Below are 23,884 nucleotides of genomic sequence, written 5' to 3'. Positions count from 1 at the left end.
CCGCTTTTTATCGGAGACGGTAAATGACCAAGCATATGCAGATCGGCGCGGGCGCATCTGAACCGGCCGGCGCAGAAGGCGCCGAGCACGCAAAACAGTCGACCGCCGCGCTGATCCTGGGCTCCATCGGCGTCGTTTACGGCGACATTGGGACGAGCCCGCTCTACGCCTTGCGCGAGTCGCTCTCGCATAGCGTGAAGGCCGACGCGTTGACCCAGGAGGCGGTGATCGGCGCGATCTCGCTCCTCATTCTCGCGCTCGTCTTCACGGTCACGCTGAAATACGTCCTCTTCCTGATGCGCGCCGACAACCGCGGCGAAGGCGGCACGCTGTCGCTGATGGCGCTCGCCGAATCCTCCGTCGGCGGGCGTTCGCTCGCGATCTTCCTATTAGGCGTCGCCGGCGCGGCGCTCTTCTCGGGCGACGCCATCATCACCCCGGCCATCTCGGTTCTGTCGGCGGTCGAGGGTCTCGAGCTCGTCACCCATCGCTTCAGCGATTATGTGCTGCCGATTACGCTGTTCATCCTCATCACCCTATTCTGGGTGCAGAGCCATGGCACGGCACGCGTCGCGACGCTCTTCGGCCCGATCATGGTCGTCTTTTTCGCCGCTATTGGCGCGTTGGGCGCCATGCATATCGGCGACGCGCCACAGGTGCTCTGGGCTTTCGATCCGCGCAGCGGCGTGAGCTTCCTGCTCAACCACGGCTGGCTCGGCTTCGCGATCCTCGGCTCGGTGTTTCTCGGCGTGACGGGCGCCGAGGCGCTCTATGCCGATATGGGCCATTTCGGGCGCTTTCCCATTCAGGCCGCCTGGCTCGGCTTCGTGCTGCCGGCGCTGCTGCTGAACTATCTCGGCCAGGGCGCGCTCATTCTGTCGAATCCGGAAGCGGTCAGTAATCCCTTCTTCCTGCTCGCGCCCGATTGGGCGCTGCTGCCGCTCGTTCTGCTCTCGACGGTCGCGACCATCATCGCCAGCCAGGCGGTGATCACCGGCGCCTTTTCGATCGTGCGTCAGGCGATCCAGCTCGGCCTGCTGCCGCGCCTCGAAATCACCCACACGTCGGAAGCGCAGGAAGGGCAGATCTATATCGGGCGCGTCAACCGGCTGCTGCTGCTGGGCGTGCTGCTGCTCGTCATCGTCTTCCGCAGCTCCTCGGCGCTCGCCTCGGCCTATGGCATTGCGGTCACGGGCACGATGGTGGTGACGACCAGCCTCGCCTTCATCGTCGTCTGGCGCGAGTGGAAATGGCCGCTGTGGTTGAGCGTCGGCGTGATCGCCTCCTTCCTCACCGTCGATCTCGCCTTCCTCGCCGCCAATCTCCTCAAGATCGTGGAGGGCGGTTGGGTGCCTCTGGCGCTCGGCGCCTGTTCGATGATCGTGATGTGGACATGGGTGCGCGGCACGCGGCTACTCACCGAAAAGACTCACCGCGACTCGATTCCGCTGACCGAGCTCATCCCGATGCTCGAGAAATCGAAGCCGATGCGCGCGCCGGGCACGGCGATCTTCCTTACCAACGACCCCAATGTCGCGCCGACCGCGCTCATGCACAATATCAAGCACAACAAAGTGCTGCACGAGCGCGTGCTGATCCTGTGCGTGCGCACGGAAAACTGCCCGCGCGTGCCGCCGCACAAGCGCTTCGAGCTGACGAAAATCTCGAACGATTTCGATCTGGCCATTCTGCATTTCGGCTTCATGGAAAGCCCGCGCGTGCCCGCGGCGCTCGCCCTGATGCGCAAGGCGGGCTACAAATATGACATCATGACCACGAGCTTCTTCCTCGGCCGGCGGACAATCAAAGAAAGCCCGTCCTCGGAGATGCCGCCCTGGCAGGACAAGCTCTATGTGGCCCTCACCAAGCAATCGGCGAACGCCACAAACTTCTTCTCGATCCCGTCGGATCGCGTCGTGGAGCTTGGGGCGCAGGTGACGATCTAGGCTTGTCTGAGGATCGAATCCGATCTATACTCTGGTATAGCTCGGGGCGCGTCAATGACCGATACAGCCAAACTCTTTATGAACGGCCGCAGCCAGGCCGTTCGTTTGCCTGCGAAATATCGGTTCGAGGGTGAAGAAGTCTTCATCCGTCGAGACGAAGTCACCGGCGATGTCATTCTTTCGAGACGCCCGACGAGCTGGGAGGATTTCTTCGAGCTTGCGTCGGAAACCGAAGTGCCCTCGGATTTCCTGACAGACAGGGACGCCAGTCCGCCGCCGACGCGCGACTTTCCCTGATTAGCCTGATGCGCGAGCCCAACTTCATGCTCGATACCAATATATCGAGCTTTATCATCCGCAAGGCGTCTGAGCCGCTAAAGCGCCATCTGGAAAAGACGCCGCCCGCAGACCTCAGCGTCTCGGTGTTGACAGAGGCGGAACTTCGTTTCGGCGTCGCCAAAACGGCTCACGCCACGAACCTCGCACGTCTGGTCGAGAATTTCCTCTCGCATGTCGCGATTCTCCCGTGGACATCGGAAGCGGCGGCGGAATACGCGCTGCTTCGTTGCGATCCCGCGGCGAAAGGTTTGTCTCTTACGAACATGGACATGCTGATCGCCGCCCACGCGCGCGCCGCTGGCGCTGTCCTCGTCACCAACGACGCCGCGCTTCTGAAACTCGCCCCGATCATGAAAGTCGTGGATTGGACGAGGGATTCATAAAGAGGGTGGACGGAACGCTGGCCACGGAATAATCAGCACCCACGCTCTCTCCTCTCCCGCTTGCGGGAGAGAGTGGCCCCAGCGTGAGCTGGGGCCGGGTGAGAGCCCGCATCGGCCGCGCCTCCGCGCGGCGCCTTCTCCGGCAGGAGAAGGGGGGAACCGAGAGATCGCCGCCAATATGTCCACCCGTATCGACGACCGTTTCGCCGCCCTGAAATCCGAAGGGCGCGCCGCTCTCGTGACTTTCGTGATGGCGGGCGACCCTGGCCCCGTGACCTCGCTCGACATCCTCAAGGCGCTGCCCGCCGCCGGCGCCGACGTCATCGAGCTGGGCATGCCCTTCACCGACCCCATGGCCGACGGCCCGGCGATCCAGGCGGCGGGGCTCAGGGCGCTCAAGGCCGGCATGACCGTGAAAGGGACGCTGCAGCTCGTCAAGGATTTCCGCGCCGGCGACAACGCCACCCCCATCGTGCTAATGGGCTATTACAATCCGATCTATGTCTACGGCGTCGATAAATTCCTCGCCGACGCCAAGGCGGCGGGCGTGGACGGGCTGATCGTCGTCGATCTGCCCCCGGAGGAGGACGCCGAGCTGTGCATCCCGGCGCGCAACGCGGGGCTGAACTTTATCCGCCTCGCCACCCCCACGACCGACGACAAGCGCTTGCCCAAGGTGCTCGCAAACACCTCAGGCTTCGTCTATTATGTGTCGCTGACCGGCATCACCGGCGCGGCGCTCGCGGATTACGCCGGCGTGAGCGAGGCCGTGAAACGGATCAAGGGACATACGAAGCTGCCGATCGCGGTGGGCTTCGGCGTCAAAAACGCTCAGAACGCCGCCGAGATCGCCCGCTATGCGGACGGCGTCGTGGTTGGCTCGGCGCTGGTCGACGCTTTGAAGGCGTCGCTGGACGAGGGCGGCAAGGCGACGGAAAAGAGCGTCGAGGCCGTGACCTCGCTCGTCGCGAGCATCGCGGCCGGCGTGCGCAGCGCGCGGGCGCCGGCCGGCGGGGCCCCGGCCAAAAACGGCGGCGTATTTTCCTGGCTCAAGAGGCTTTGGGCATGAACTGGTATTCCAACGTCGTTCCGCCGAAGATCAAAGCCCTCATCAAACGCGAGGCGCCGGAAAATCTTTGGGTCAAATGCCCCGAGAGCGGCCAGCTCGTCTTCCATAAGGACATCGAGGCCAATCTCTATGTCGTGCCGAGTTCGGGCTATCACATGCGCTGCCCGGTCGACGTGCGCTTGACCAACCTCTTCGACAATGGCGAATTGGAGCTGCTGCCGACTCCGGAAGCGCCGATTGACCCCTTAAAGTTTCGCGACATCAAACGCTATGTCGACAAACTGAAGGAATATCGCGTCAAGACCGGCGCGCCGGACGCCGTGACGCTGGCGACCGGCAAGCTCAACGGATCGCAGGTCACCGCCGCCGTGCAGGATTTCGACTTCCTCGGCGGCTCGCTCGGCATGGCGGCCGGCGAGGCGATTGTCGCGGGCATCGACCATGCGCTCGCCAAGCGCACGCCCTTCATCATCTTCACCGCCTCCGGCGGCGCCCGCATGCAGGAAGGCATGTTCTCGCTGATGCAGATGCCGCGCACGACCATCGCCGTGCAGCGCCTGCGCGACGCGCGCCTGCCCTATATCGTGGTGCTCACCAATCCGACCACGGGCGGCGTCACCGCCTCCTACGCCATGCTCGGCGACGTGCAGATCGCCGAGCCCGGCGCCATTATCGGATTCGCCGGCGCCCGCGTCATCGAGCAGACCATTCGCGAGAAGCTGCCCGAAGGCTTCCAGCGCGCCGAATATTTGCGCGATCACGGCATGGTCGACATGGTGGTGGCGCGTCAGGAGATGCGCGAGACGCTCGGGCGCCTGTGCGGCCTTCTCACCAAGACGCCGCCCCGCCGGGCCGCCTGATTTACGAAAGGCGCGACGGCAATGGACGCGATCCTGTCGCGGCTGCTCACACTCCATCCGAAGAAAATCGACCTGTCGCTCGGTCGCACCGAGCGGCTGCTGGAGGCGCTCGGGCGCCCTGACCTGCGTCTGCCGCCGACGATCCACGTCGCCGGAACCAATGGCAAGGGCTCGACCATCGCCTTTCTGCGCGCCATGCTGGAGGCCGCCGGGCAGCGCGTGCATGTCTATACCTCGCCGCATCTCATCCGCTTCAATGAGCGCATCCGGCTCGGCGCGGAGGGCGGCGGCAAGCTCGTCGACGACGCGCGCCTCAACGCCATTCTGGAGCGCTGCGAGGAGGTCAACGGCGGCCAGCCCATCACCTTCTTCGAGGTGACGACGGCGGCGGCCTTCTCCCTCTTCGCAGACACGCCTGCCGACTGGCTGCTGCTCGAAACCGGGCTCGGCGGGCGCTACGACGCGACCAACGTCATCAAGACTCCCAAGGCGGCGATCGTCACTTCCGTCTCGCTCGACCACATGGAGTTCCTTGGCGATAGCGTCGAAAAGATCGCCTATGAAAAGGCGGGCATTTTCAAACGCGGCGCCCCCGCCATCATCGGCTTCCAGCCGGAGGGGGCCGAGAGGGTGCTGGAGCGCGAAGCCCGCCGCGTCGGCGCCCCGCTCTGTGTCGCCGGGCAGGATTTCTACGTCCGCGAGGAAAATGGCAGGCTCGTTTTCGAGGATGAGCGCGGGCTGCTCGATCTGCCCTTGCCCCGCCTCCCCGGACGCCACCAGCATCAGAACGCCGCCAACGCCATCGCCGCGCTGCGCGCCGTCGCGCCCGATCTGCCGACCGCCGCCATCGAGGCCGGCCTCACCCGCGCCGAATGGCCGGCGCGGCTCCAACGGCTGGTGCGCGGCCATATCGTCGATCTTGCGCCCGCCAATGCGGAAGTCTGGCTCGACGGCGGCCACAATGACGACGGCGGGCGCGTGCTGGCCGAAGCGATGGCCGAGTTCCACGACCGCGCGCCTCGCCCGCTGGCGCTGATCTGCGGCGCGCAGACCACCAAGGACGTCCGCGCCTTGCTACGCCATTTCGCGGGCCTCGCGCGCGAGATGGTCGCCGTGCCGGTGGAGGGCGAGCATAAGAGCTGGCCGCCCGAGGAAGTCGCCGCGCTCGCCAGGGCCGAAGGCATTCCTGTGGCGGCGCACGCCAATAATGCCGAGGAAGCGCTGCAAATCCTCGCCTCGCACAGCTTCGATCAGCCGCCGCGCGTGCTGATCGCCGGTTCGCTGTATCTTGCGGCGGCGGTGCTCTCGGCCAATGGGTCGCAGATCGAGTAGCCAGCGCGGCAATTCACAGAAGTGACAAGAGCGTATATGGAGAATCCGTCCCGCGCGGAATTCTTCCTTCTCCCGCTTGCGGGAGAAGGCGCCACCGCGAAGCGGTGACGGATGAGGGCGGGCCCTCACTCGACCCCTGCTCACGCAGGGGCCACCCTCTCCCGCAAGCGGGAGAGGGAGAAAACTGCGCGATGAGTTTCTCCTGGAGCCTGAATAAATGACACTGATGTTGGCCAGCGTTCTGTCGCGAGAGGAGGCGGAGACCGCCCTCGCCTATGGCGCCGACATCATCGACTGCAAGGACCCCGTCCGCGGCGCGCTGGGCGCGCTGTCTTTGGCGCAGATCAAGGAGATCGTCGCCGCTGTGGCGGGCCGGCGCCCGGTCAGCGCCGTGGTGGATCTCCCGCATGACGCCGCACACGCCCGCCAAGCCTTCGAGGAAGCGATCGAGACCGGCGTCGAATATGTAAAATTCGCGCTGCCCTCGACGCCCGACGCCGACGAGATCATCGCCGCCCTCGCGCCGATCGCCAAGCGCGTGAAGCTCGTCGCCGTGCTCTTTGCCGATCTGCATCCGGATTTCTCGCGGCTGCCGGCGCTGGCCAAGGCCGGCTTCCACGGCGCCATGCTCGACACGGCGCATAAGAACAACGGCCGTTTGATCGACATCATGACGGTCGGCGCGCTTTCCGAATTCGCCGCGAGCTGCCACGAGCTGCGGTTGGCGGCGGGCCTCGCCGGCGCGCTGGAGCCGCCGGACGTGCCGCGTCTTCTCGTCACCGGCGCCGACGTCATCGGCTTTCGCGGCGCGCTCTGCGAGCAAGGCGATCGGCAGGGCGCGCTCTCCGCCGCCGCCGTGGCGCTGATCCGCGACCTCATCCCGACGCGCCCCGACGTCGTCGAGGAAATGGCGGCCGAATGGGCGCTCATCGCCCGCGGCTTCATCCAGCCGCCGGGCGTCGACGACACGGATTGCGTCTTCCTGCACGACTATGTGCTGCCCATGGAAGTCGGCGCCTATGCGCATGAATATGGCCATACGCAGCGCGTGCGCTTCAATGTGGACGCCGAGGTGACGCGCGCCGAAATCTCCGACGATATGCGCGCGGTGTTCTCCTACGACGTCATCATGGACGCGATCAAAATGATCCTGGCGAGCGGCCATGTCGCGATGGTGGAAACGATCGCCGAGCGCCTCGCCGAAAGCGTGCTGTTGCATGAGCGCGTGCGCGCGGTGACCGTGCAGGTCGAGAAGCTCGACGTCGCGCCCGGCGCCGTCGGCGTGAAAATCCGCCGCGAGCGCCACGACCATAAACGCGCTGTGCCGGATTGATATGACAACGCGCGCGCCCCTCCTCGTCGCGAAGATCGGCGGCAGTCTCCACGACTCGCCCCATCTCGCGCGCTGGATCGAGGCGCTCGCGCGCTGGCCGCATCGGCTGACGCTCGTTTGCGGCGGCGGCCCCTTCGCCGACGCCGTGCGCGCCGCGCAGCCGAAGCTCAAGTTTTCCGAAGAAGCCGCGCACGCCATGGCTGTTCTCGCCATGGAGCAATATGCGCTGGCGCTTGCCGACCTCTACGGCCTTACCCTCGCGGCGACCCGCGAGGAGATCGACGCGGCGCATCGGCGCGGCCAGATCGCTTTGTGGCGCGCCGCAAAGATGGTCGGCGCGGCGCGCGACATCGCGCCCGGCTGGGACGTCACCTCGGATAGCCTCGCCGCCTGGCTCGCGCGGCAAACAGGCGCAGGCGCCTTATTACTGATCAAAAGCGTCGATATCGGCGCCGATTCTGCTTTGGAAAGCATCGCCTCCGCCGGCATTGTGGATCCGGCTTTTCGTGACTATGTCGACGGCATGCCCGTCAATGTCGCCGGCCCACGCGCGCTCGCCAATGCGGGCGCGCTCATGGCCAGCGGCGCCCTGCCCGGCGCGCCTGTCGCTTCCGCAACACAGAAGATCGCTTCATGACAAAAAAGAAAGACGTCGTTTCGCCGCGTTGGGGATGGGCGCTCACGGGCTCGGGCCATTTCTTCACGGAATGTCTCGAGATGATCCGCGGCCTCGACCATTGCGACCTGTTCGTCAGCAAGGCGGCGGCGGAAGTCGTGCGGATGTATAAGCACGACCTCGATCTGCCGGACACGATCCGCATCTTCAAGGACACGACCGCAAGCGCCGCGCCGGTCGGCAACTTCTACTACAACGTCTATCACACGCTGGTTGTCGCGCCCGCGACCTCGAACACGGTCGCCAAGGCCGTCGCCGGCATCTCGGACAATCTTGCGACAAACGTCTTCGCGCAGGCCGGCAAATGCCGCGTGCCGACCATTGTCTTCGCCTGCGACACCGCGCCGGAGCTGGAGACCCGCGCCCCCAAGGGCATGGTGATGGTCTATCCGCGCCGCATCGATCTGGAGAACACCGACCGGCTGAAATCCTTCGAGGCGACGCAGGTCGCCGAAAGCCTCGCCGCGCTGCAGGAGGCTGTGGAGCGGCGCAAGCGCGAGCTGACGGGGCAGAGCTGACTCGATCCTTGGTGTTGCGCCGCCGTCATGGCCGGGCTTGTCCCGGCCATCCACGCCGAGGGATACGGCCTGCCTCGGGACGCGCTGTCGGACATGCGGGGATTGCGAGGCCGTAAACTCATCCGCCCCCGCGCGCTCTGGCAACTGCACGGCGTGGGTGGCCGGGACGAGCCCGGCCATGACGGCCCCGAGATATGTGATCCCCCTTCCAGCGGGAGGGTCGGCCTGCAAAGCAGGCCGGGGTGGGGTAAGGCCCCTACTTCATGTTAAATCGGATCGTAAGGTAGTTGGGCAAATGGCGATCTGGCGTGGTTGATCCCCTTACCTCCCCTTTACGGGGAGGTCGGCGGCCGAAGGCCGCCGGGTGGGGCTCGAGCCGCTACGACAGTGGTTGGGGCTGACCCCAGCCGTCGCGCTTCGCGCGCCACCCTCCCCGTAAAGGGGAGGGATACGCTCACGCCCAGCGACCAAGCGTGACGCCAGGAAACTCTGCCAAGAAAGCCCAAGCATGAGCGAGCGCCTGCTGTTTCTTACCGGACATCTGGCCTATCCGCGTCTGGAGCGGATGGTCGCCGGCTTCGGCGAGGCGGCGCGGGACTGGCGTATCCACAATATCGGGGTGAAGGTCGCGGCGCTGATGACGCAAGAGATCATCGAGCGCCGCCTGCCCCGCCCCGTCGAGGCCGACCGCGTCATCGTGCCGGGCCGCTGCCGAGCCGATCTCGATACGCTTTCGCAGCGCTTCGGCGTGCCCTTCGAGCGCGGGCCGGAGGAGGTCGCCGACCTTCCTGCGTTTCTGGGCCGCGGCGGCGCGAAGCCCGATCTCTCGCGCCACGACATGCGCATCTTCGCCGAGATCGTCGACGCCTCGAAGATGAGCGTCGCAGAGGTGGTCGCCAAGGCGCGCGAGCTTCGACGCGCCGGCGCCGATGTGATCGACCTCGGCTGCCTGCCGGATACGCCCTTCGACCATATGGAAGAAACGATCGCAGCGCTGAAATCGGAAGGCTTCAAGGTCTCGGTCGATTCCGCGAGCGTCGCGGAGCTGACGCGCGCCGCCAAGGCCGGCGTCGATCATCTCTTGAGCCTTGACGAAGAAACGCTCTCGATCCTGCCCGACAATTCGCCGCTCGTGCCGATCCTCGTGCCGCGCCCGCATGGCGATCTCGATTCGCTGCAACGCGCCGCGCGCATCGCAAGACATCGCGGCATCGACTTCATTCTCGATCCGATTCTCGATCCCATTCACTTCGGCTTCGCAGCCTCGATTGCGCGTTACGTCGAAATCCGCGCGCGCGAACCCGACGCCGAGATCATGATGGGCACGGGCAATCTCACCGAATTGACCGACGCCGATTCGGCGGGCGTCACGGCGGCCATGCTCGGCATTTGCTCGGAGCTGAATATCCGCCATCTTCTCACCGTGCAGGTGAGCCCGCATACGCGCCGCACGCTACAGGAGCACGACGCGGCGCGGCGCCTGATGTATGCGGCGCGCGCCGATCGCGCTTTGCCAAAAGGCTACAGCGACGCGCTGCTGCAAGTGCACGACAAGCGCCCCTATTCGGCGACGCCGGAAGAGATCGCCGAACTTGCCCGCGAATTGCGCGACGTGAACTTCCGCATAGATGTCACGCGCGACGGCGTGCATGTCTTCGCCAAGAATTTCCACTGTGTCGAGACCGACGCCATGTCGCTCTTTCCGCATTTGAACGTGGCGCAAGACGGCGCGCATGCCTTCTATCTCGGCGCGGAGCTGATGAAGGCGGAGCTCGCCTTCAAACTTGGCAAGCGCTACCGCCAGGACGAGCCGCTCGATTTCGGCGCCGCCATCGACAAGGATGAAGAAGACGCGGCCCGCTTCAAAGAGATGGGACACACCATGCGCAAGGCCCGCGAGGAAAAAGGCAATGCCTCTGATTCATGAATGCGTCGTCACTACGCTGACGGCAGAAGGCCAGCCGCATGTGGCGCCGCTCGGATTGATCGAGGAAGGCGGCTATTGGATCGCCGCGCCCTTCCGCCCTTCTACGACGCTGAGCAATCTTGAACGCAATGGGAAGCTCACGGCGAGCTTCACCGATAACGCGCGCATCTTCGCGAGCCTTGTGACGGGCGTGCGTAATTTTCCTTTGACGGATGTGACTGGCTGGCCAGCGCCGCGCTTGTCGGCGGCGCTCGCGCATGCGGCGCTCGAAGTGGAGCGCGTCGAAGAGGACGCCGTGCGCCCACGCTTCTTTTGCCGCGTGCAGCACACGGAATCGCATCGTCCGTTTCTCGGCATGAATCGCGCGCGCGCCGCTGTGTTGGAGGCGGCGATTCTCGCAACGCGGCTCGATAGGCTCTCGCGCGAGAAGATCGACAGCGAGATCGCTTATCTCAAGATCGCGATCGACAAGACGGCCGGAGAGGACGAGCGCGAGGCCTGGGAGATGGTGATGCAGAAGATCGCCGCGCACTTGACGAAAGCTGCGGCGGCCCCCTCCCCAACCCTCCCCCGCTGACGCGGGAGAGGGAGTAGACCGAGGCCTTCATCACGAATGCCGATCGCGAGCGTCCCCTCTCCCGTGAAGCGGGGGAGGGACAGGGAGGCGGATCAAACCGAAAGAAGCGCCAGCGCCGCTGCTGGCGCGCAATTAGCGGCTAGCGCGCGCAGCTCGTCTGATGCGGCGATGAATTCGGCAAAATCCCGATAGGCGCGGCCCTGCGCCTGCGCGAGACGCGCGACAAGCGCGCGGCCGACGCCGGCGCCGATGACGGGCGCATCGGGCGCGACGGCTTCGCGGGAAACCAGCAGAGCGATCTGATCCTCTATCGCGCGCATCTGCGCGCGTGAGAAATGCGCCGCAAGCGCGCGCCCCTGCAATGGCGTGAGCTGCCCGGCGTCGAGACCGACGAGGCGCGCGAGACGCGCGTGAGACGCCGCAACCGTCTTCGGCCTGCCATCGGCTGTCGGCGACAAATCCGCGCCGCAGTCTCCTTCCGGCAAATCGCCAAGGACCCGCCGAACATCGGCCATCGACGCGAAAGCTTCGTTGACGAGCGGCGTCCATCGGCCGCTGATCGGCGCCCGCGTGGCATAGGCCTGGGGCGCGCCGCGCGAAAACCCAGCATAGCAAAGCTCGCCGCTCACGAGCCGCTCGGCGTCCGTCGCGCCCAGCGCGCAGACGCGGCCGCCGCGAATCGGAACGAGATCGGTCGTTGTCGAGCCCATGTCGATGAAAAGCGCTTCGGCGCAATGCTGCGCGACAAGCTCCGCGCTGGCGCGCCAATTGGCGGAGGCCACGGCCTCCGCCGCCTCACGGATTTGCGCGCGCGCCACGAAACCGCGGGCGCCAGCGTAGAAAAGCGTATCGCCGACGATCTCTCGCGCCGCGATGGCCGCTACTGAAACGACGCCGCTCGCGCGATTCTCGAAGGCGTCCGACAGCTCGGCTGTCATCGTCACGCGGTGATGCGCCGCCGGTCCCAGCTCTCTTAGCGTCTCGTGGATCGGCGCCTCGAGATGCGCCAGGCCAAGATGCGGCGCACAGGCGCGCTGCGTCACGGCGACGAGCCGCCCATTCTCCGCGCGCGCCGCCTTCACATGGGCGCCGCCGATGTCCCAGCCGATGATCGCGGTCATGTTTAAAATTCTCTGCGGAGGATGGGGGCGCCCATACCTCCCCTTTACGGGGAGGTCGGCGGCCAAAGGCCGCCGGGTGGGGTCCGCGCAGCAACGAGAGTGGTTGGGGCTGGGCCCCACCCGACCCCGCCTTTCGGCGGGGCCACCCTACCCGTAAAGGGGAGGGATAGCTCACGCCCGGCATCCGCTACGCCCGCGGCTCCAAACAACAAAAAAGGGGAGCCATCGGCTCCCCTTCAATTCCAAGCCTTGGCTCGAACTCAGTTCGGAGCGAAGGGGTGCTTGGCGTCGTTGCGCTTGGCGACGACTTCGGCGGCCTTCGGCTCGCCGGCGACGGCGCGGGCGATGGCTTCCTTGGTGGCCTGATAGTTGTAGTCCTGGATCTTCTTGTCGTCGTTGGCGTCCCAGTGGATGAACACGCCGACGGAGATGAAGAGGTCGTCAGCTTCCTCGACCGGGATGATGCCTTCGGCGACCGCATCGGCGACGGCCTTGGCGACACCGTGCTGAGCCGGGCCGAACATCTGGACGGCCTGCTTGGCGCCCTTGATGGTGACCTTGTTGAAGAGGATCGTGTTGGGCTTGCAGAGCAGGTTCGGCGCGACAACCGCGAGAAGGGTCGTGAAGCCGTCCTTGTTGTTGACGAGAGCGTTCGCGAAAGCGAGCTCGGCGGCCGAGCCGCGCGGGCCCAGGATGAGGTCGATGTGAGCGACTTCGTTACCCTCGCCGACGAGCGACTCGCCGACCAGCATCTTGGTGATCTTGGCCATGTGCGTTTCCTTTCGAAGAAACCTACGCCCTGCCTGAAAGGCAGGCGTTTCGGAAAGGGCCGTGCGCAAAATTGCGCCGGCCTTGAGAAGCGCCGCGGGCCCTTCCGCGGCGCGCACTCAATCAGTTTCGCGCGTCCTTGCCAAGGCGGAAAATCCGCGGACGCGCGGTATGTTAAACGAGCTCGCGCGCCAGAGCGAAAGCGTGGCGGAAATCGAGGCAGAGCGGCTTGTCGGAGGTGACCATCTGCTTGAAAAGGCCCGATTCAGCGCCGTATTTCACATTGCCGATGGCGAGCGCGCCGATGCCGAGCGCGCCATGCTCCGAGATCACGACGCCATTGTCGTGCAGGCCCAGGCCCTCGACGCCGAGCGGCGGCACCGCGTTGACGTCGGCGGCGATGAGCAGATTGCTGGCCGCGGAGAGGTCCGCCTTCGAGAGCACCTGCACGCCGGCGCGGGCGCAGCAGAGCGCGATCTCATGATCGAGCAGCAGCGCGCGCACGAGATCCTGGGTGCTGCCGTCGGCCGGGGCCACCTTGATGTTGAAGCGCTTGTTCATCTCCTCGGCCTGGACCGTGACGCGCTCGAGGCCGCTATAGCCGACGATCGTCACCTCGGCGCCTTCGAGCGCCGCGATCACCGCGGAGGAATAGCCGACGACGCCCGTCGCGCCGTAGATGACGATCTTGGCGCCCTTGAGGTCGCGCTGCTTCTTGTCCTTCAGCACTTTCTCGGTGCAGGCGACCATCGCGCCGGCGGTGGTGAAGGAGCCATAGGGGTCGGCGAAGAGCGAAATTTCGAAGGGCTTGAGCAGCGCCTTCTTGGCCGCTTCCAGCATGTCGAGCGCGAGAACCGCGTCGCGGCCGGCGAAGAAAATGCCCGTCTTCAGCGCGGCGGAGGGGGCGCGGGAGAACATGGCGTCCTGCACCAGCGCGGTGACCTCGTCGAGCGTGACATTGGTGTAGGGAATGGCGGCGTCATAGCCGGCGTCGAGGGCCATGTTCACGTCGAACGGACTCATATGCTTCAAGGTGCTGAGCATATGCAGAATTGCTTTGGCCATAGGAAGATCCCCAACCTTTGTCATTATGGCCCGGCGCCCTGGCGAGGCGGGCGCGTCTGAAGGACAGGCGCCGGCGCTGTCGATTTCTCAAGTTTATCCGGGCAAGATAAGCGCTGGCGCGCCTCACCCCCGGAGCCGACAGGCTTAGAGCCCAGAACGAAGCCAATGTCCAGAGGCGAATATGGCGCCGCGGAACGCCATGTGCGCCGCCGCAAAGCAATGCGCTTGGCCCGGTTGACGCTCGGCGGGCTTTGCTCTTATAAGGCTCGCGAACAGGGCTCGGCGCGGGAGTGACGAGCTTTTTTGTCGTTTTCCCCCATCGCCGGTGGAAACTGGGCCTCTGGCTCTCTCGGCGTTTGGAAGCACTAAACGGTTCGAAAGGAAGTTCAATGTCCCGGCGTTGCGAGCTGACCGGCAAGGGCGTGCAGACGGGCAATCTCGTCAGCCACTCCAATCGCAAAACGCGCACGCGTTTCCTGCCCAATCTCGTCAATGTGACGCTCGCCTCCGACGTCCTCGCCCGCTCGGTGCGCCTGCGCATCTCGGCTGCGGCGCTGCGCTCGGTCGAGCATCGCGGCGGCCTCGACGCCTTCCTGGCCAAGGCGCGCGACGAGGAGCTGTCGCAGGGCGCCCGCGTGCTCAAGCGTGAGATCGAGAAGAAGCAGGCCGCCGCCGCGACGGCTTGATCTTCCGGAAACGGACCGCGAGCCTTCAGGCTCGCTCCCTGAATTGCGAGCCTGAAGGCTCGCGGTCCAAACCCTGTCGCCTCGGGCGGCAGGGTTTTCCTGTTTGATCGCGCCTTTCCGTCCGCAGCGTCTCCCATAGCTAATCGTCTGGGCGGCGGTCGGCGAGGCGCGCGATGACGCATTTCATGTTCAGCACGGGGATCGAGAACAGCAGCCCGACGATCGACAATGGCCGCAAGCGAATCGACGAGATGGAAATCTGCGACCATTATCGCCGCTGGCGGGAGGATTTCGATCTCACCCAGGATCTCGGCGTCAAAACGCTGCGCTACGGCGTACCGCTGCATATTACCTGGCTGGGCCCCGACCGCTACGACTGGAGCTTCGCCGATCTGACCTTCGGCGATCTCGAGAAACGTGGTGTGATTCCGATCACCGATCTCTGCCATTTCGGTGTGCCGGATTGGATCGGCAATTTTCAGAACCCGGACTTCCCCGAGCTCTTCGCTTGCTACGCCCGCGCCTTCGCCAAGCGCTTCCCCGCCGTGCAGCTCTATACGCCCGTCAATGAGATGTTCGTCTGCGCCACCTACTCCGCCGCTTACGGCTGGTGGAACGAGCAGCTCACGACCGATCGCGGCTTCGTCACGGCGCTCAAGCACATTGTGAAAGCAAATGTGCTCGCCATGCACGCCATCCTCGCCGTGCGGCCGGACGCGATCTTCATCCAGAGCGAATCGACTGAGTATTTCCATGCAGAAAATCCGCAATCGCTCGATCACGCCGAGCGGCTGAACGAGCGGCGTTTTCTCTCGCTCGACCTCAATTACGGCCGGCGCGTCAACTCGGAGATGTTCCGTTTCCTCATGGATAACGGAATGAGCGTCGACGAATATGACTTCTTCATGCGCGAGCATCTCAAGAGCCATTGCATCATGGGCAACGACTACTATTGGCGCAACGAGCACACCGTGACGAAGGACGGCAAGACCGCCTCCTCCGGCGAGATCTTCGGCTACAACGAGATCACGCGCCAATATTACGAGCGCTACGGCCTGCCGGTGATGCATACGGAAACCAACACCAGCGAAGGCCCGTGCTGCGACGAGGCTGTGCGCTGGCTTCGCAAGGAATGGGCGAATGTGCTGCGCGTCAGAAACTCCGGCATGCCGATCGTCGGCTTCACATGGTATTCGCTGATCGACCAGATCGACTGGGACATTGCCTTGCGCGAAGCGCGCGGCAGGGTGAATCCGCTTGGTCTCTATGATCTCGACCGCAAGCCCAGAGCGGTCGGAAAAGCCTATAAGCAGCTCATCAAGGACTGGCGCGAAGTGCTGCCGGCGCAAAGCGTCTGCCTCAAGGTGCCGCTCGCGCCCTATGGCCCCGAACGCGCCGAGCCCCGCGCCGTCCAGCAGAAAACGGAAACATCGGAAAATCGGTAGGGGCGCCGAAAAAGCGCCGCGCCTGTTGCCGCGCGCGGCGCGCGTCTCACATGTCTGTCGCGGGCGGCTGAATGGAGTGGCCCCATGTCACGAGAGTCTGCCCCGAATGAGGAAGCCCCCGTCGCGGTCGTCACCGGCGCCTCGGCAGGAATCGGCCGCGCGGTAGCCGTCGCCTTCGCGCGCTGCGGCTATCGCGTTGCTCTCCTGGCTCGAAGCCCGGAGGGCCTGGACGGCGCCTATCACGACGTCGCCCATGCGGGCGGCCAGCCCTTCGAGCTTCTGGCGGATGTCTCCAAAGCCGACGACGTCTTCGCCGCGGCGGAAGCGGTCGTCGCGCGCTGGGGTCACATTCACGTCTGGGTGAATGACGCCATGGAAACGGTCGTCGCCCCCGTCGATATGGTTACCCCTGAGGAATATCGCCGCGTGATGGAAGCGACTTTCCTCGGTTACGTTCACGGGACGCTCGCGGCGCTGAGGCACATGCGCCAGCGCGACGCGGGCCACATTATTCAGATTGGCTCCGCCCTCTCCTATCGCGCCATCCCGCTGCAATCGGCCTATTGCGCAGCGAAATTCGCGATCCGCGGCTTCACCGATTCGCTGCGCGCCGAGCTTATTCACGATCGCAGCAACATCCGCCTCACCATGGCCCAGCTTCCCGGCGTGAACACGCCGCAATTCGACTGGTCGCATACGCATTTTGCAAAGCGGCACCAGCCGATCGGGACCGTCTATGAACCGGAAGCCATCGCGCAAGCGATTGTCGAGGCGGCGCAGGCCCGGCGCGCGCCGCGCGAATTGTGGCTTGGCGCGCCGACCGTGCAGTCGATTGTCGGGCAGATGGTCGCGCCGGGCTTTCTCGACCACTATCTCGCGTGGAACGCTTACGAGAAGCAGCTCTCCAACGACCCGGTTTTACCGGGAGACCCGGACGAGCTCATCGGCCCCGACCACCGGGATCATGGTCCGCGCGGCCGCTTTACGCAAAGGTCGAAGGATCACATTATGGCGGTCGATCCGGCGCATTTGCGCGGCGGCGCCATTATGGCGGGGCTGGGCTTGCTGACGGGCGCCTTTTTATGGGGGCGCGCCTCACGCCCCCATTGAGACGCCGCCTCAGGCGAAATCGGAGTTGAGCTTTTTCGCGGCCTCGATCAGCGTTTTCACGCTGTTCACCGATTTGTCGAACATAGCCTGCTCGATGACGTCGAGCTTGATCTCCATCACCTTCTCGACGCCATTGGCGCCGATGATGGTCGGCACGCCGGCATAAAGGCCGTTCACGCCGTATTCGCCATTGAGATAGGCGGCGCAGGGCAGCACCCGGCGCTTGTCCTTGAGATAGCTCTCGGCCATGTCGATGGCCGCGGTCGCCGGCGCATAATAGGCCGAGCCGGTCTTGAGCAGGCCGACGATCTCGCCGCCGCCTTTGCGCGTGCGGTCGACGATGGCGTCGATGCGCTCCTGCGTCGTCCAGCCCAAGGCGATGAGATCGGGCAGCGGGACGCCGCCGACGGTGGAGTAGCGGACCGAGGGCACCATGTCGTCGCCGTGGCCGCCCAGCACGAAGGCGCTGACGTCCTCGACCGAGACATTGAATTCCTCGGACAGGAAATAGCGGAAGCGGGCCGAATCGAGCACGCCCGCCATGCCGACGACGCGGTTGGTCGGCAGGCCCGAGGCTTTCTGCAGCGCCCAGACCATGACGTCGAGCGGATTGGTGATGCAGATGACAAAGGCGTCCGGCGCATATTGCTTGATGCCGCCGGCGACTTTCGACACGACGCCGAGATTGACGCTCAGAAGGTCGTCCCGGCTCATGCCCGGCTGGCGCGGCACGCCCGCGGTGACGATGACGACGTCGGCCCCCGCGATGGCCGAATAGTCCGAAGCGCCCGAGAGATGCGCGTCGAAGCCGGCGACGGGCGAAGACTGGGCAATGTCGAGCGCCTTGCCCTGAGGCACGCCATCAACAATGTCGAAGAGAACAATATCGCCAAGCTCCTTCAGGCCCGCGAGGTGAGCGAGCGTTCCGCCGATGTTGCCGGCGCCGACCAGAGCGATTTTCTTTCGCGACATAATCAATCTCGTGCTGGGATCTTCGCGAAAACTGCTAGCGCGGTTTGGCGCCGGATGGAAGACGCGCGGACCGCTTTTTCGACACAAGAAAGGCCCGGCGTAACAAAGGGCCCAACTCTGTCGCACTTCGCCCAAATCCATGGCGCCCGCAGGACGGCGCCTCAATCCCGCGCATCCCGCCCCCGGGCGCATGAGCGCAGGGCTTGCGGGCGCAAGCGCCGCTTCCCACCTGCCAAGAAGCGCGTTTCGCAGCGCCTGGAGGGGAACATAAATGGGCGTTTCTGTTTTTCGCAGCCTTATCGTCGCCGCCGCTCTGATGGCCGCCGGCTCCGCCATGGCCGCCCAGGACAAGGACGAGGCGGACCTTTTGCAGCAATTCGACAAGGTCGATGTCTGGCATTTCCCGGTCGATACGACGGTTCGCTACAATAATCAGGACACCATCGTCACGCGCGAACTGGTCTTCCAGCCGGCCCCGCCCAAGGGCGAGCTTTGCTATGTGCGCTTCGACCTCGTGAAGGGCGAAGGCGACTATGGCTATGGGTTCAAGCCCGGCGTCGCCCCGGCGGAACGCAAAAATACGGTCTGGGGCGTGAATGTGCTGAAGCGCGGCACGGTGCTCGACCAGCATTATTCGACGCTGAAGCTGAACGTCGTCTATTTCTTCGTGGAGGGCCCGAAATCGGCCTCGGCCAAGGACATTTGCGAGAAAAAGCAATCCGCGGCGACGGCGGAGGCCGGCAACGCCTACCAGGGTCCCTGGGCCGATCTCGTCACCAAGGCGCGCGCTATCCATGGCTGGCCGGCGCAAAAATAGGGGATAAGTCCCCGCACGACAGAAATTTGACGGCGGACGCAAGACGGCGCTGGACAGGGGCGCCGGCATTTGTTATTCGCACCCTCGTTCCGAGGGCGTGAGCCCGCCGGACGGGCGCATAGCTCAGTTGGTAGAGCAGCTGACTCTTAATCAGCGGGTCCAAGGTTCGAGCCCTTGTGCGCCCACCATTAAAAATCATAGGCTTATATCGCTGATGACTTAAGCCTAGGACCGCGTGGCGCACGGGCGGCGAGCCCTCCCTCGTATCCGTAATAGCCCATCGTGGCAGGCGCAACGAACCATCCAGCAACGACAGATGGACGTGGCCCCAGTCTTAATCGGCGGCGGGTCAGCATGGATCAATCGAGCTACCCCTGAATCTCGCTTGTCCGAAGCGCCGACGACAATAGTCTGATCCGTCCCGGAGGATCGGACAAATGATCGTGAGCAAAATTAAATCACTCGTTCAGAAGGGTCTCGGGCGCTGTGGCTACCGGCTCTCGCCAATCAAACGGCGAATGGAGGCGCCGATCGATTTCCTGGAGCTGGCTCTGATCCAGGCGTCGACGAACCGGCCAGGCTTTTCTTTCGTGCAGATCGGAGCCAATGACGGGATCAAGGACGATCCGCTTCGTCGCTTCGTGCTGAAACATCACTGGCGCGGCCTGCTTGTCGAACCCCAGCGGCGGGTCTTCGAAAGCCTCAAGCAAAACTACGCCTTCGAACCGCAGCTCTCTTTCGAAAATGCGGCGATCGGCGACGTCGACGGCGTCGCAAAGCTGCATGTCGCAGACTCGCCGGATGGCTCGGCGAACCTGACGGTCTTCGCAAGCCTCAAGAAAGACGCATTGCAGCGCGCGGTGCACGATTTCGACGCTGAGACGCGGTCGATCGAGGTACCCTGTCTATCGGTTCGCTCCCTGCTTCGAAAGCACGGCATAGAGTCGGTCGATGTGCTGTTGACCGACGTCCAAGGCTATGACGTCGAGATCGTCGACCAATTCCTCGATTGCGGCGTGAAGCCGCAAATCATTCATTTCGAACATTGCCACTCGACGCGCGCGACGCTCGAGAAGCTCTACCGCAGGCTCCTGAAGGAAGGCTATCGCTTCAGCGAGCTCGAGTTCGACACACTTTGTCTCCTGTCTCAGCTCGGCGAGAGCGTCGCGAATCCCGCCAGCGCAAGGGAAGCGGCGTGAGGGAATGCACGCCCGGCAATGCATCACTTTGTCTTTCCCCGCGATGGGCTGACACGCCCCGCGACGGGCTGATACGAGATCCGCTCCATTGGTTCGACGTCACCCCGACGCTCGCTCGAGCGAGCGACGGGGAATCCAGCGCCGAACCAGCGCTTTTGCGGCGCTAAATTCCCGGTCGGGCTTTCGGCCCGCCGGGAATGATGAAAAAGCCCCAAGCGAACTGTTCAATCGCGAACCGATCACGCCGGACAAACGTCGCTCTCGGCCGCTTTTATCACCTCGGTCAGAATATGTTCGGCAAGGGCGATCCGCCCGCTGTCCTTGTAATAGTGATAGTAGAAACCCGGATCGCCATTTATGTCTATGACTGCGCCATGCGCTTCCCCGAGAGGCTTGCTGATATCCGGCGTCATTATATCCAGACCCACCAATTTCAGGCCGAATATCGCTGCAATATGTTGGCCGATTTCGATCGTCGACACCGCCACACTATCGATCATCGACACATTCTCGTTTGCGGAATTGTCGTTGGCGACATGCTTGATCATGAACTTCTGACCGTCTGTCGGGACAGAGTTCAGGCCGAGCCCTTGCGCGGCGAGCGTCGCTTTCATGTCCCGGTCGATCTTCAGAAGGGATTGGCTGCGTTTGAACCCCTCGGAAAGCCGCAAACGATTCTCCTCTTCGACCAGCTTTCGGACAGTCGAGGTTCCGTCGCCCACGAGACTCGGCGACATTCGCAGCACGCAATCCAAGAGATTGCCATTCAAATAAAGGAGCCGGTATGTGTCTCCTTCGATTTGGCGCTCAACGAGCACGCGGGAGCAATAAGCCCCAGCCCACGCCATTGCATGTCTCAGCTCCGACGCAGTGCGAACATTCGACGTCACCCCGACGCCGCCCGCGGTTCCCGACGCCGGTTTTACAACGAACGATCCGCCGTGGGACTGAATGAACTCCAAAGCCGCCTTGTGCGCATCGGCGCGCAGCACGACGTGGTCTGGAACAGGCGCCCCGAGTTCTCGAACCAGCCGGTAGGTCGCCGGCTTGTCATCCGTTGCCTGAACCGCGGCGTGACTGTCGAGCACGTTCAAGTTTCGGTCCACAAAAATCGGCCGGCGGACGATCTTGTGGGTAATCCGGGAAACGCCTTCCCCGATGCGCGCAAATTCTCCGCCACACGATTGAGCCGCCTCTCGCCAGCATTGCTCATAGAACTGATCGCGAATCCTGTCCGCCTGCGCCTGTTTTTCGTTACGGCGAGCTGAAGTGAGAAACCGGCGAATAAGGTAAGCCCCGCGCAAAATCATTCTGCCTCCAAAATCACAGGGCTTCTCCAAACACCCCGCCGCCTGTACGTTCTCGAGCGCCTTATAATTACGCCTCCGACCTTCTGAGAAAAGGCGCTTCGAGGAGTAGCGCACGGCAAAAACGAATTACGCATCATGACCCGTTCCTTTGCGCGACGGCTTGTGCGAGCAATTCGCTGTCGCAAGAGGGCTCGAGCTATGATGAAACTGTTCGGATCGTGGCGGGACAATTTGAGCGCGTACGCGGATGATTTCGCCGCGAATGGTTTTATCGTCGTCAAACAAGGAATGCACACCGAGTTCCTCGACTATGCGAAGGCGCAGATCGAGCGCTGCATCAGCGGCGGCGACATCTCCCGCTCGAAGCGGCGTCTCAAGCAGGAATATCTCTTTACGTTCCCCGAGCAGCGAGAAGCCGTCGCGGAATTCGTCGAGACGATCGGCCGATTGACCGGGCTGCCCTACACGGATCTCATCATCTCGGAACGGCATTTGAAAGTCTATCGTGAGGACGCGCCGCAAAACCCGCCGCCGCACAAGGACAGGCACGGAACGCAACTCTCGATCGGCGTTCCGCTGGAGGTCGGAGCCGCCTCGCGTCTCATTCTTTATCCCTATCACGAGCGTAGCGAAAACACCTTCGACAGCTACGACGAATTCCTCGCTTCGCTTTCCGAAAGCGAGAAACCCGAAAACGCGTTGAGGGGCGTAGACCCGGTGACGATAGACACGCGGCCAGGCGATTTGATCGTTTTCTGGGGCTCCACGATCTGGCACGAGCGAACCAATGCGGCGGGCGCCAAGGTGCTTTACTTCAAAATGAACGCTTTGGGCCTCGATCCGCTCGGCGAAAACCTGGCGGCTTTACCGCTTGCCGCGCAGCGAGAGCCGCAGAGCGCCGCCGTGAGTTAGCATGTGGCCAGCGCGCGGCCCTCGAATGCGCCGGGTTCCAGCCCCGACATATTCACGCCGACGCATATGTTTCATGACGATCCAAGCCGGGCGGCGACACGAAGATGCGGGCGCATACGTTCGCGCGCTGCGAGGGGCTATGCGCCATGAAGACAGCGCGCCCGCGTGCCGACCCATAAAACCAGCCGGAGAGCGGTTTTACGGCGGACCCCGGCGTCGACGCGGCGTATACTGACGGCGACTCTCCTATCGTCGCCGTAGCGGATCAACGACATGTCCAGCATCGCCGTCGTCAACGCCGGCTCCTCCAGCATAAAATTCGCGGTCTTCGACGCGGCGGCCGCGCCTCGATTGCGGCTCAAGGGGCTCGTCGAAGGCATTGGCGCGACGCCGCGCGCCAGGCTCTCGAACGCGGCCGGAGAAACGCTTTTGACGGAAAGCCCGCCGCCCGAAGGCTTCGACCACGCCGCCGCCACAAGAACAATGATGCGCATCGCCGCAGACTGGCTCGACGGCAAGGACATCTCCATCATAGGCCATCGGGTCGTGCACGGCGGGCCGGATTTCGCCGCGCCCTTGATCGTGACCGGGAACATCGCCGACAGGCTTGCGTCCTTCATTCCACTCGCGCCGCTGCATCAGCCGCATAATCTTGCGGTCATCCGCGCCATGCACGCCGAGCATCCCAACCTGCCGCAGGTCGCCTGTTTCGACACGGCCTTCCATCGCGTTCAGCCGCCGATCGCCCAGGCTTTCGCGATTCCCCGGAAATATTCGGAAGCGGGCGTCAGACGTTACGGCTTTCACGGCATCTCCTATCAATATGTGACGGGCCGATTGAGAGAGATCGCGCCCGAGATCGCGAAGGGCCGCGTCATCATTGCGCATCTGGGCAATGGCGCGAGCCTCTGCGCGGTAAAGGACGGACGCAGCGTCGCGAGCACCATGGGATTCACCGCCGTCGACGGGCTGATGATGGGCACGCGCTGCGGTTCGATCGATCCCGGCGTGCTGCTGCATATGATCGACCAATACGGTTTCGGCCCGCGCGAGATCGAGGATTTGATCTATCGCAAATCGGGGCTCCTCGGCGTCTCCGGCATATCCTCCGACATGCGAACGCTGCGCGCTTCATCCGAGCCCGCGGCGCGGGAAGCGACCGCGCTTTTCGTCTATCGCATCCTGCGCGAGATCGGCTCGCTCGCCGCGGCGCTCGGCGGGCTCGACGCCATCGTCTTTACCGGCGGAATTGGCGAGAACGACAAAGAAACCCGCGCGGAGGTCTGCGAAGGCTGCGCCTGGCTCGGCGTCGCGCTCGACCCGGCCGCGAATCAAACGGGAGAGCAAAGAATTTCCGCCGCGCGGTCCCGCGTGGCCGTTTTTGTCATAAAAACCAATGAGGAACTCGAAATCGCGAAAAGCGCCTGGGAGATCCTGAGCGCCGGATGACGCTTCGCCATCTCCTGTGAACAAGGGCGCCAATGGCCCTGCTCCCGCCGAAAAAATGCTAGTGTTCCGC

General features: G+C 64.0%; 23 protein-coding genes and 1 tRNA gene. 19 read left to right on the top strand and 5 right to left on the bottom strand.

Annotated elements, in window-relative coordinates; translation table 11 throughout:
- The first annotated feature begins 23 nt into the window (after positions 1-23).
- From JJT62_RS08285 to JJT62_RS08235, 11 genes are all read left to right on the top strand, one after another.
- Complete coding sequence (locus tag JJT62_RS08285) at positions 24-1,946, top strand: potassium transporter Kup (RefSeq protein ID WP_202072244.1); 1,923 nt, start codon at positions 24-26, stop codon at positions 1,944-1,946.
- A gap of 54 nt (positions 1,947-2,000) precedes the next feature.
- Positions 2,001-2,243: an antitoxin gene (locus tag JJT62_RS08280; RefSeq protein ID WP_202072243.1), complete on the top strand. Its 243-nt coding sequence runs from the start codon at positions 2,001-2,003 to the stop codon at positions 2,241-2,243.
- Positions 2,244-2,269: 26 nt separating this feature from the next.
- The gene (locus JJT62_RS08275; RefSeq protein ID WP_202072242.1) at positions 2,270-2,668 is read left to right on the top strand and encodes a PIN domain-containing protein; all 399 of its coding nucleotides are present in this window, start codon (positions 2,270-2,272) and stop codon (positions 2,666-2,668) included.
- A gap of 178 nt (positions 2,669-2,846) precedes the next feature.
- On the top strand, positions 2,847-3,737 hold the full coding sequence (trpA, locus tag JJT62_RS08270; RefSeq protein WP_202072241.1) for a tryptophan synthase subunit alpha: 891 nt from the start codon (positions 2,847-2,849) through the stop codon (positions 3,735-3,737).
- Positions 3,734-4,597, top strand: a complete 864-nt coding sequence (gene accD / locus JJT62_RS08265) for an acetyl-CoA carboxylase, carboxyltransferase subunit beta (protein WP_202072240.1) — start codon at positions 3,734-3,736, stop codon at positions 4,595-4,597. The genes trpA and accD overlap by 4 nt, the downstream gene beginning before the upstream one ends.
- 21 nt (positions 4,598-4,618) lie before the next feature.
- Positions 4,619-5,929, top strand: a complete 1,311-nt coding sequence (locus JJT62_RS08260) for a folylpolyglutamate synthase/dihydrofolate synthase family protein (protein ID WP_202072239.1) — start codon at positions 4,619-4,621, stop codon at positions 5,927-5,929.
- Positions 5,930-6,146: 217 nt separating this feature from the next.
- Positions 6,147-7,262 carry a (5-formylfuran-3-yl)methyl phosphate synthase gene (locus JJT62_RS08255; protein WP_202072238.1) on the top strand — a complete coding sequence of 372 codons (1,116 nt, stop codon included), beginning with the start codon at positions 6,147-6,149 and terminating at the stop codon, positions 7,260-7,262.
- A gap of 1 nt (position 7,263) precedes the next feature.
- On the top strand, positions 7,264-7,899 hold the full coding sequence (locus JJT62_RS08250; RefSeq protein ID WP_202072237.1) for a uridylate kinase: 636 nt from the start codon (positions 7,264-7,266) through the stop codon (positions 7,897-7,899).
- Positions 7,896-8,456 carry a flavoprotein gene (locus tag JJT62_RS08245; protein ID WP_165054814.1) on the top strand — a complete coding sequence of 187 codons (561 nt, stop codon included), beginning with the start codon at positions 7,896-7,898 and terminating at the stop codon, positions 8,454-8,456. The genes JJT62_RS08250 and JJT62_RS08245 overlap by 4 nt, the downstream gene beginning before the upstream one ends.
- 508 nt (positions 8,457-8,964) lie before the next feature.
- Positions 8,965-10,383 carry a DUF6513 domain-containing protein gene (locus tag JJT62_RS08240; RefSeq protein WP_202072236.1) on the top strand — a complete coding sequence of 473 codons (1,419 nt, stop codon included), beginning with the start codon at positions 8,965-8,967 and terminating at the stop codon, positions 10,381-10,383.
- On the top strand, positions 10,367-10,960 hold the full coding sequence (locus JJT62_RS08235; protein ID WP_202072235.1) for a DUF447 domain-containing protein: 594 nt from the start codon (positions 10,367-10,369) through the stop codon (positions 10,958-10,960). Before JJT62_RS08240 ends, JJT62_RS08235 begins: the two co-directional genes overlap by 17 nt.
- Positions 10,961-11,052: 92 nt before the next feature.
- Here JJT62_RS08235 and JJT62_RS08230 read toward each other — a convergent pair whose 3' ends face one another.
- From JJT62_RS08230 to JJT62_RS08220, 3 genes are all read right to left on the bottom strand, one after another.
- Positions 11,053-12,081 (bottom strand): hydantoinase/oxoprolinase family protein, encoded by a 1,029-nt coding sequence (locus JJT62_RS08230; protein WP_202072234.1) that lies wholly within the window; start codon positions 12,079-12,081, stop codon positions 11,053-11,055.
- 260 nt (positions 12,082-12,341) lie between these two features.
- Complete coding sequence (gene fae, locus JJT62_RS08225; protein ID WP_202072233.1) at positions 12,342-12,851, bottom strand: formaldehyde-activating enzyme; 510 nt, start codon at positions 12,849-12,851, stop codon at positions 12,342-12,344.
- Positions 12,852-13,023: 172 nt separating this feature from the next.
- Positions 13,024-13,914 carry an NAD(P)-dependent methylenetetrahydromethanopterin dehydrogenase gene (locus tag JJT62_RS08220; RefSeq protein WP_202072232.1) on the bottom strand — a complete coding sequence of 297 codons (891 nt, stop codon included), beginning with the start codon at positions 13,912-13,914 and terminating at the stop codon, positions 13,024-13,026.
- A 389-nt stretch (positions 13,915-14,303) separates the two neighbouring features.
- Between JJT62_RS08220 and rpmB the strand changes: the two genes are divergently transcribed.
- From rpmB to JJT62_RS08205, 3 genes are all read left to right on the top strand, one after another.
- Complete coding sequence (gene rpmB, locus JJT62_RS08215; RefSeq protein WP_202072231.1) at positions 14,304-14,600, top strand: 50S ribosomal protein L28; 297 nt, start codon at positions 14,304-14,306, stop codon at positions 14,598-14,600.
- Positions 14,601-14,773: 173 nt separating this feature from the next.
- Positions 14,774-16,045, top strand: a complete 1,272-nt coding sequence (locus JJT62_RS08210) for a family 1 glycosylhydrolase (RefSeq protein WP_202072230.1) — start codon at positions 14,774-14,776, stop codon at positions 16,043-16,045.
- An 84-nt stretch (positions 16,046-16,129) separates the two neighbouring features.
- The gene (locus JJT62_RS08205; protein ID WP_202072229.1) at positions 16,130-17,155 is read left to right on the top strand and encodes an SDR family oxidoreductase; all 1,026 of its coding nucleotides are present in this window, start codon (positions 16,130-16,132) and stop codon (positions 17,153-17,155) included.
- 9 nt (positions 17,156-17,164) lie between these two features.
- On the opposite strand, the gene mdh is transcribed toward JJT62_RS08205, so the two are convergent.
- Positions 17,165-18,127, bottom strand: coding sequence for a malate dehydrogenase (mdh, locus tag JJT62_RS08200; protein ID WP_202072228.1), 963 nt, complete (start codon positions 18,125-18,127; stop codon positions 17,165-17,167).
- A 271-nt stretch (positions 18,128-18,398) separates the two neighbouring features.
- On the opposite strand from mdh, the gene JJT62_RS08195 reads away from it, so the two are divergent.
- From JJT62_RS08195 to JJT62_RS08185, 3 genes are all read left to right on the top strand, one after another.
- Positions 18,399-18,944: a hypothetical protein gene (locus JJT62_RS08195; protein WP_202072227.1), complete on the top strand. Its 546-nt coding sequence runs from the start codon at positions 18,399-18,401 to the stop codon at positions 18,942-18,944.
- A gap of 112 nt (positions 18,945-19,056) precedes the next feature.
- A tRNA-Lys gene (locus tag JJT62_RS08190) sits at positions 19,057-19,132 on the top strand.
- Between the two features lie 249 nt (positions 19,133-19,381).
- Positions 19,382-20,143 carry an FkbM family methyltransferase gene (locus tag JJT62_RS08185; protein ID WP_202072226.1) on the top strand — a complete coding sequence of 254 codons (762 nt, stop codon included), beginning with the start codon at positions 19,382-19,384 and terminating at the stop codon, positions 20,141-20,143.
- A gap of 239 nt (positions 20,144-20,382) precedes the next feature.
- On the opposite strand, the gene JJT62_RS08180 is transcribed toward JJT62_RS08185, so the two are convergent.
- Positions 20,383-21,237 (bottom strand): hypothetical protein, encoded by an 855-nt coding sequence (locus JJT62_RS08180; RefSeq protein ID WP_202072225.1) that lies wholly within the window; start codon positions 21,235-21,237, stop codon positions 20,383-20,385.
- A 447-nt stretch (positions 21,238-21,684) separates the two neighbouring features.
- On the opposite strand from JJT62_RS08180, the gene JJT62_RS08175 reads away from it, so the two are divergent.
- Together JJT62_RS08175 and JJT62_RS08170 are read left to right on the top strand one after the other, a co-directional pair.
- Positions 21,685-22,365 carry a hypothetical protein gene (locus tag JJT62_RS08175; RefSeq protein WP_202072224.1) on the top strand — a complete coding sequence of 227 codons (681 nt, stop codon included), beginning with the start codon at positions 21,685-21,687 and terminating at the stop codon, positions 22,363-22,365.
- Between the two features lie 273 nt (positions 22,366-22,638).
- Positions 22,639-23,814 (top strand): acetate/propionate family kinase, encoded by a 1,176-nt coding sequence (locus JJT62_RS08170; protein WP_202072223.1) that lies wholly within the window; start codon positions 22,639-22,641, stop codon positions 23,812-23,814.
- The last annotated feature ends 70 nt before the right edge of the window (positions 23,815-23,884 follow it).

The sequence above is a fragment of the Methylocystis sp. Sn-Cys genome, from assembly GCF_016745395.1.
GTDB lineage: Bacteria > Pseudomonadota > Alphaproteobacteria > Rhizobiales > Beijerinckiaceae > Methylocystis > Methylocystis iwaonis.
The sequence above is the reverse complement of the archived record's forward strand: the minus strand, read 5'-3'. Positions and strand labels throughout refer to the sequence as shown.

Bases quoted from the DNA above. Each gene is read 5' to 3' on its own strand.
- JJT62_RS08285 (WP_202072244.1), top strand. From the start codon at position 24: ATGACCAAGCATATGCAGATCGGCGCGGGCGCATCTGAACCGGCCGGC.
- JJT62_RS08280 (WP_202072243.1), top strand. From the start codon at position 2,001: ATGACCGATACAGCCAAACTCTTTATGAACGGCCGCAGCCAGGCCGTT.
- JJT62_RS08275 (WP_202072242.1), top strand. From the start codon at position 2,270: ATGCTCGATACCAATATATCGAGCTTTATCATCCGCAAGGCGTCTGAG.
- trpA (WP_202072241.1), top strand. From the start codon at position 2,847: ATGTCCACCCGTATCGACGACCGTTTCGCCGCCCTGAAATCCGAAGGG.
- accD (WP_202072240.1), top strand. From the start codon at position 3,734: ATGAACTGGTATTCCAACGTCGTTCCGCCGAAGATCAAAGCCCTCATC.
- JJT62_RS08260 (WP_202072239.1), top strand. From the start codon at position 4,619: ATGGACGCGATCCTGTCGCGGCTGCTCACACTCCATCCGAAGAAAATC.
- JJT62_RS08255 (WP_202072238.1), top strand. From the start codon at position 6,147: ATGACACTGATGTTGGCCAGCGTTCTGTCGCGAGAGGAGGCGGAGACC.
- JJT62_RS08250 (WP_202072237.1), top strand. From the start codon at position 7,264: ATGACAACGCGCGCGCCCCTCCTCGTCGCGAAGATCGGCGGCAGTCTC.
- JJT62_RS08245 (WP_165054814.1), top strand. From the start codon at position 7,896: ATGACAAAAAAGAAAGACGTCGTTTCGCCGCGTTGGGGATGGGCGCTC.
- JJT62_RS08240 (WP_202072236.1), top strand. From the start codon at position 8,965: ATGAGCGAGCGCCTGCTGTTTCTTACCGGACATCTGGCCTATCCGCGT.
- JJT62_RS08235 (WP_202072235.1), top strand. From the start codon at position 10,367: ATGCCTCTGATTCATGAATGCGTCGTCACTACGCTGACGGCAGAAGGC.
- JJT62_RS08230 (WP_202072234.1), bottom strand. From the start codon at position 12,081: ATGACCGCGATCATCGGCTGGGACATCGGCGGCGCCCATGTGAAGGCG.
- fae (WP_202072233.1), bottom strand. From the start codon at position 12,851: ATGGCCAAGATCACCAAGATGCTGGTCGGCGAGTCGCTCGTCGGCGAG.
- JJT62_RS08220 (WP_202072232.1), bottom strand. From the start codon at position 13,914: ATGGCCAAAGCAATTCTGCATATGCTCAGCACCTTGAAGCATATGAGT.
- rpmB (WP_202072231.1), top strand. From the start codon at position 14,304: ATGTCCCGGCGTTGCGAGCTGACCGGCAAGGGCGTGCAGACGGGCAAT.
- JJT62_RS08210 (WP_202072230.1), top strand. From the start codon at position 14,774: ATGACGCATTTCATGTTCAGCACGGGGATCGAGAACAGCAGCCCGACG.
- JJT62_RS08205 (WP_202072229.1), top strand. From the start codon at position 16,130: ATGTCACGAGAGTCTGCCCCGAATGAGGAAGCCCCCGTCGCGGTCGTC.
- mdh (WP_202072228.1), bottom strand. From the start codon at position 18,127: ATGTCGCGAAAGAAAATCGCTCTGGTCGGCGCCGGCAACATCGGCGGA.
- JJT62_RS08195 (WP_202072227.1), top strand. From the start codon at position 18,399: ATGGGCGTTTCTGTTTTTCGCAGCCTTATCGTCGCCGCCGCTCTGATG.
- JJT62_RS08185 (WP_202072226.1), top strand. From the start codon at position 19,382: ATGATCGTGAGCAAAATTAAATCACTCGTTCAGAAGGGTCTCGGGCGC.
- JJT62_RS08170 (WP_202072223.1), top strand. From the start codon at position 22,639: ATGTCCAGCATCGCCGTCGTCAACGCCGGCTCCTCCAGCATAAAATTC.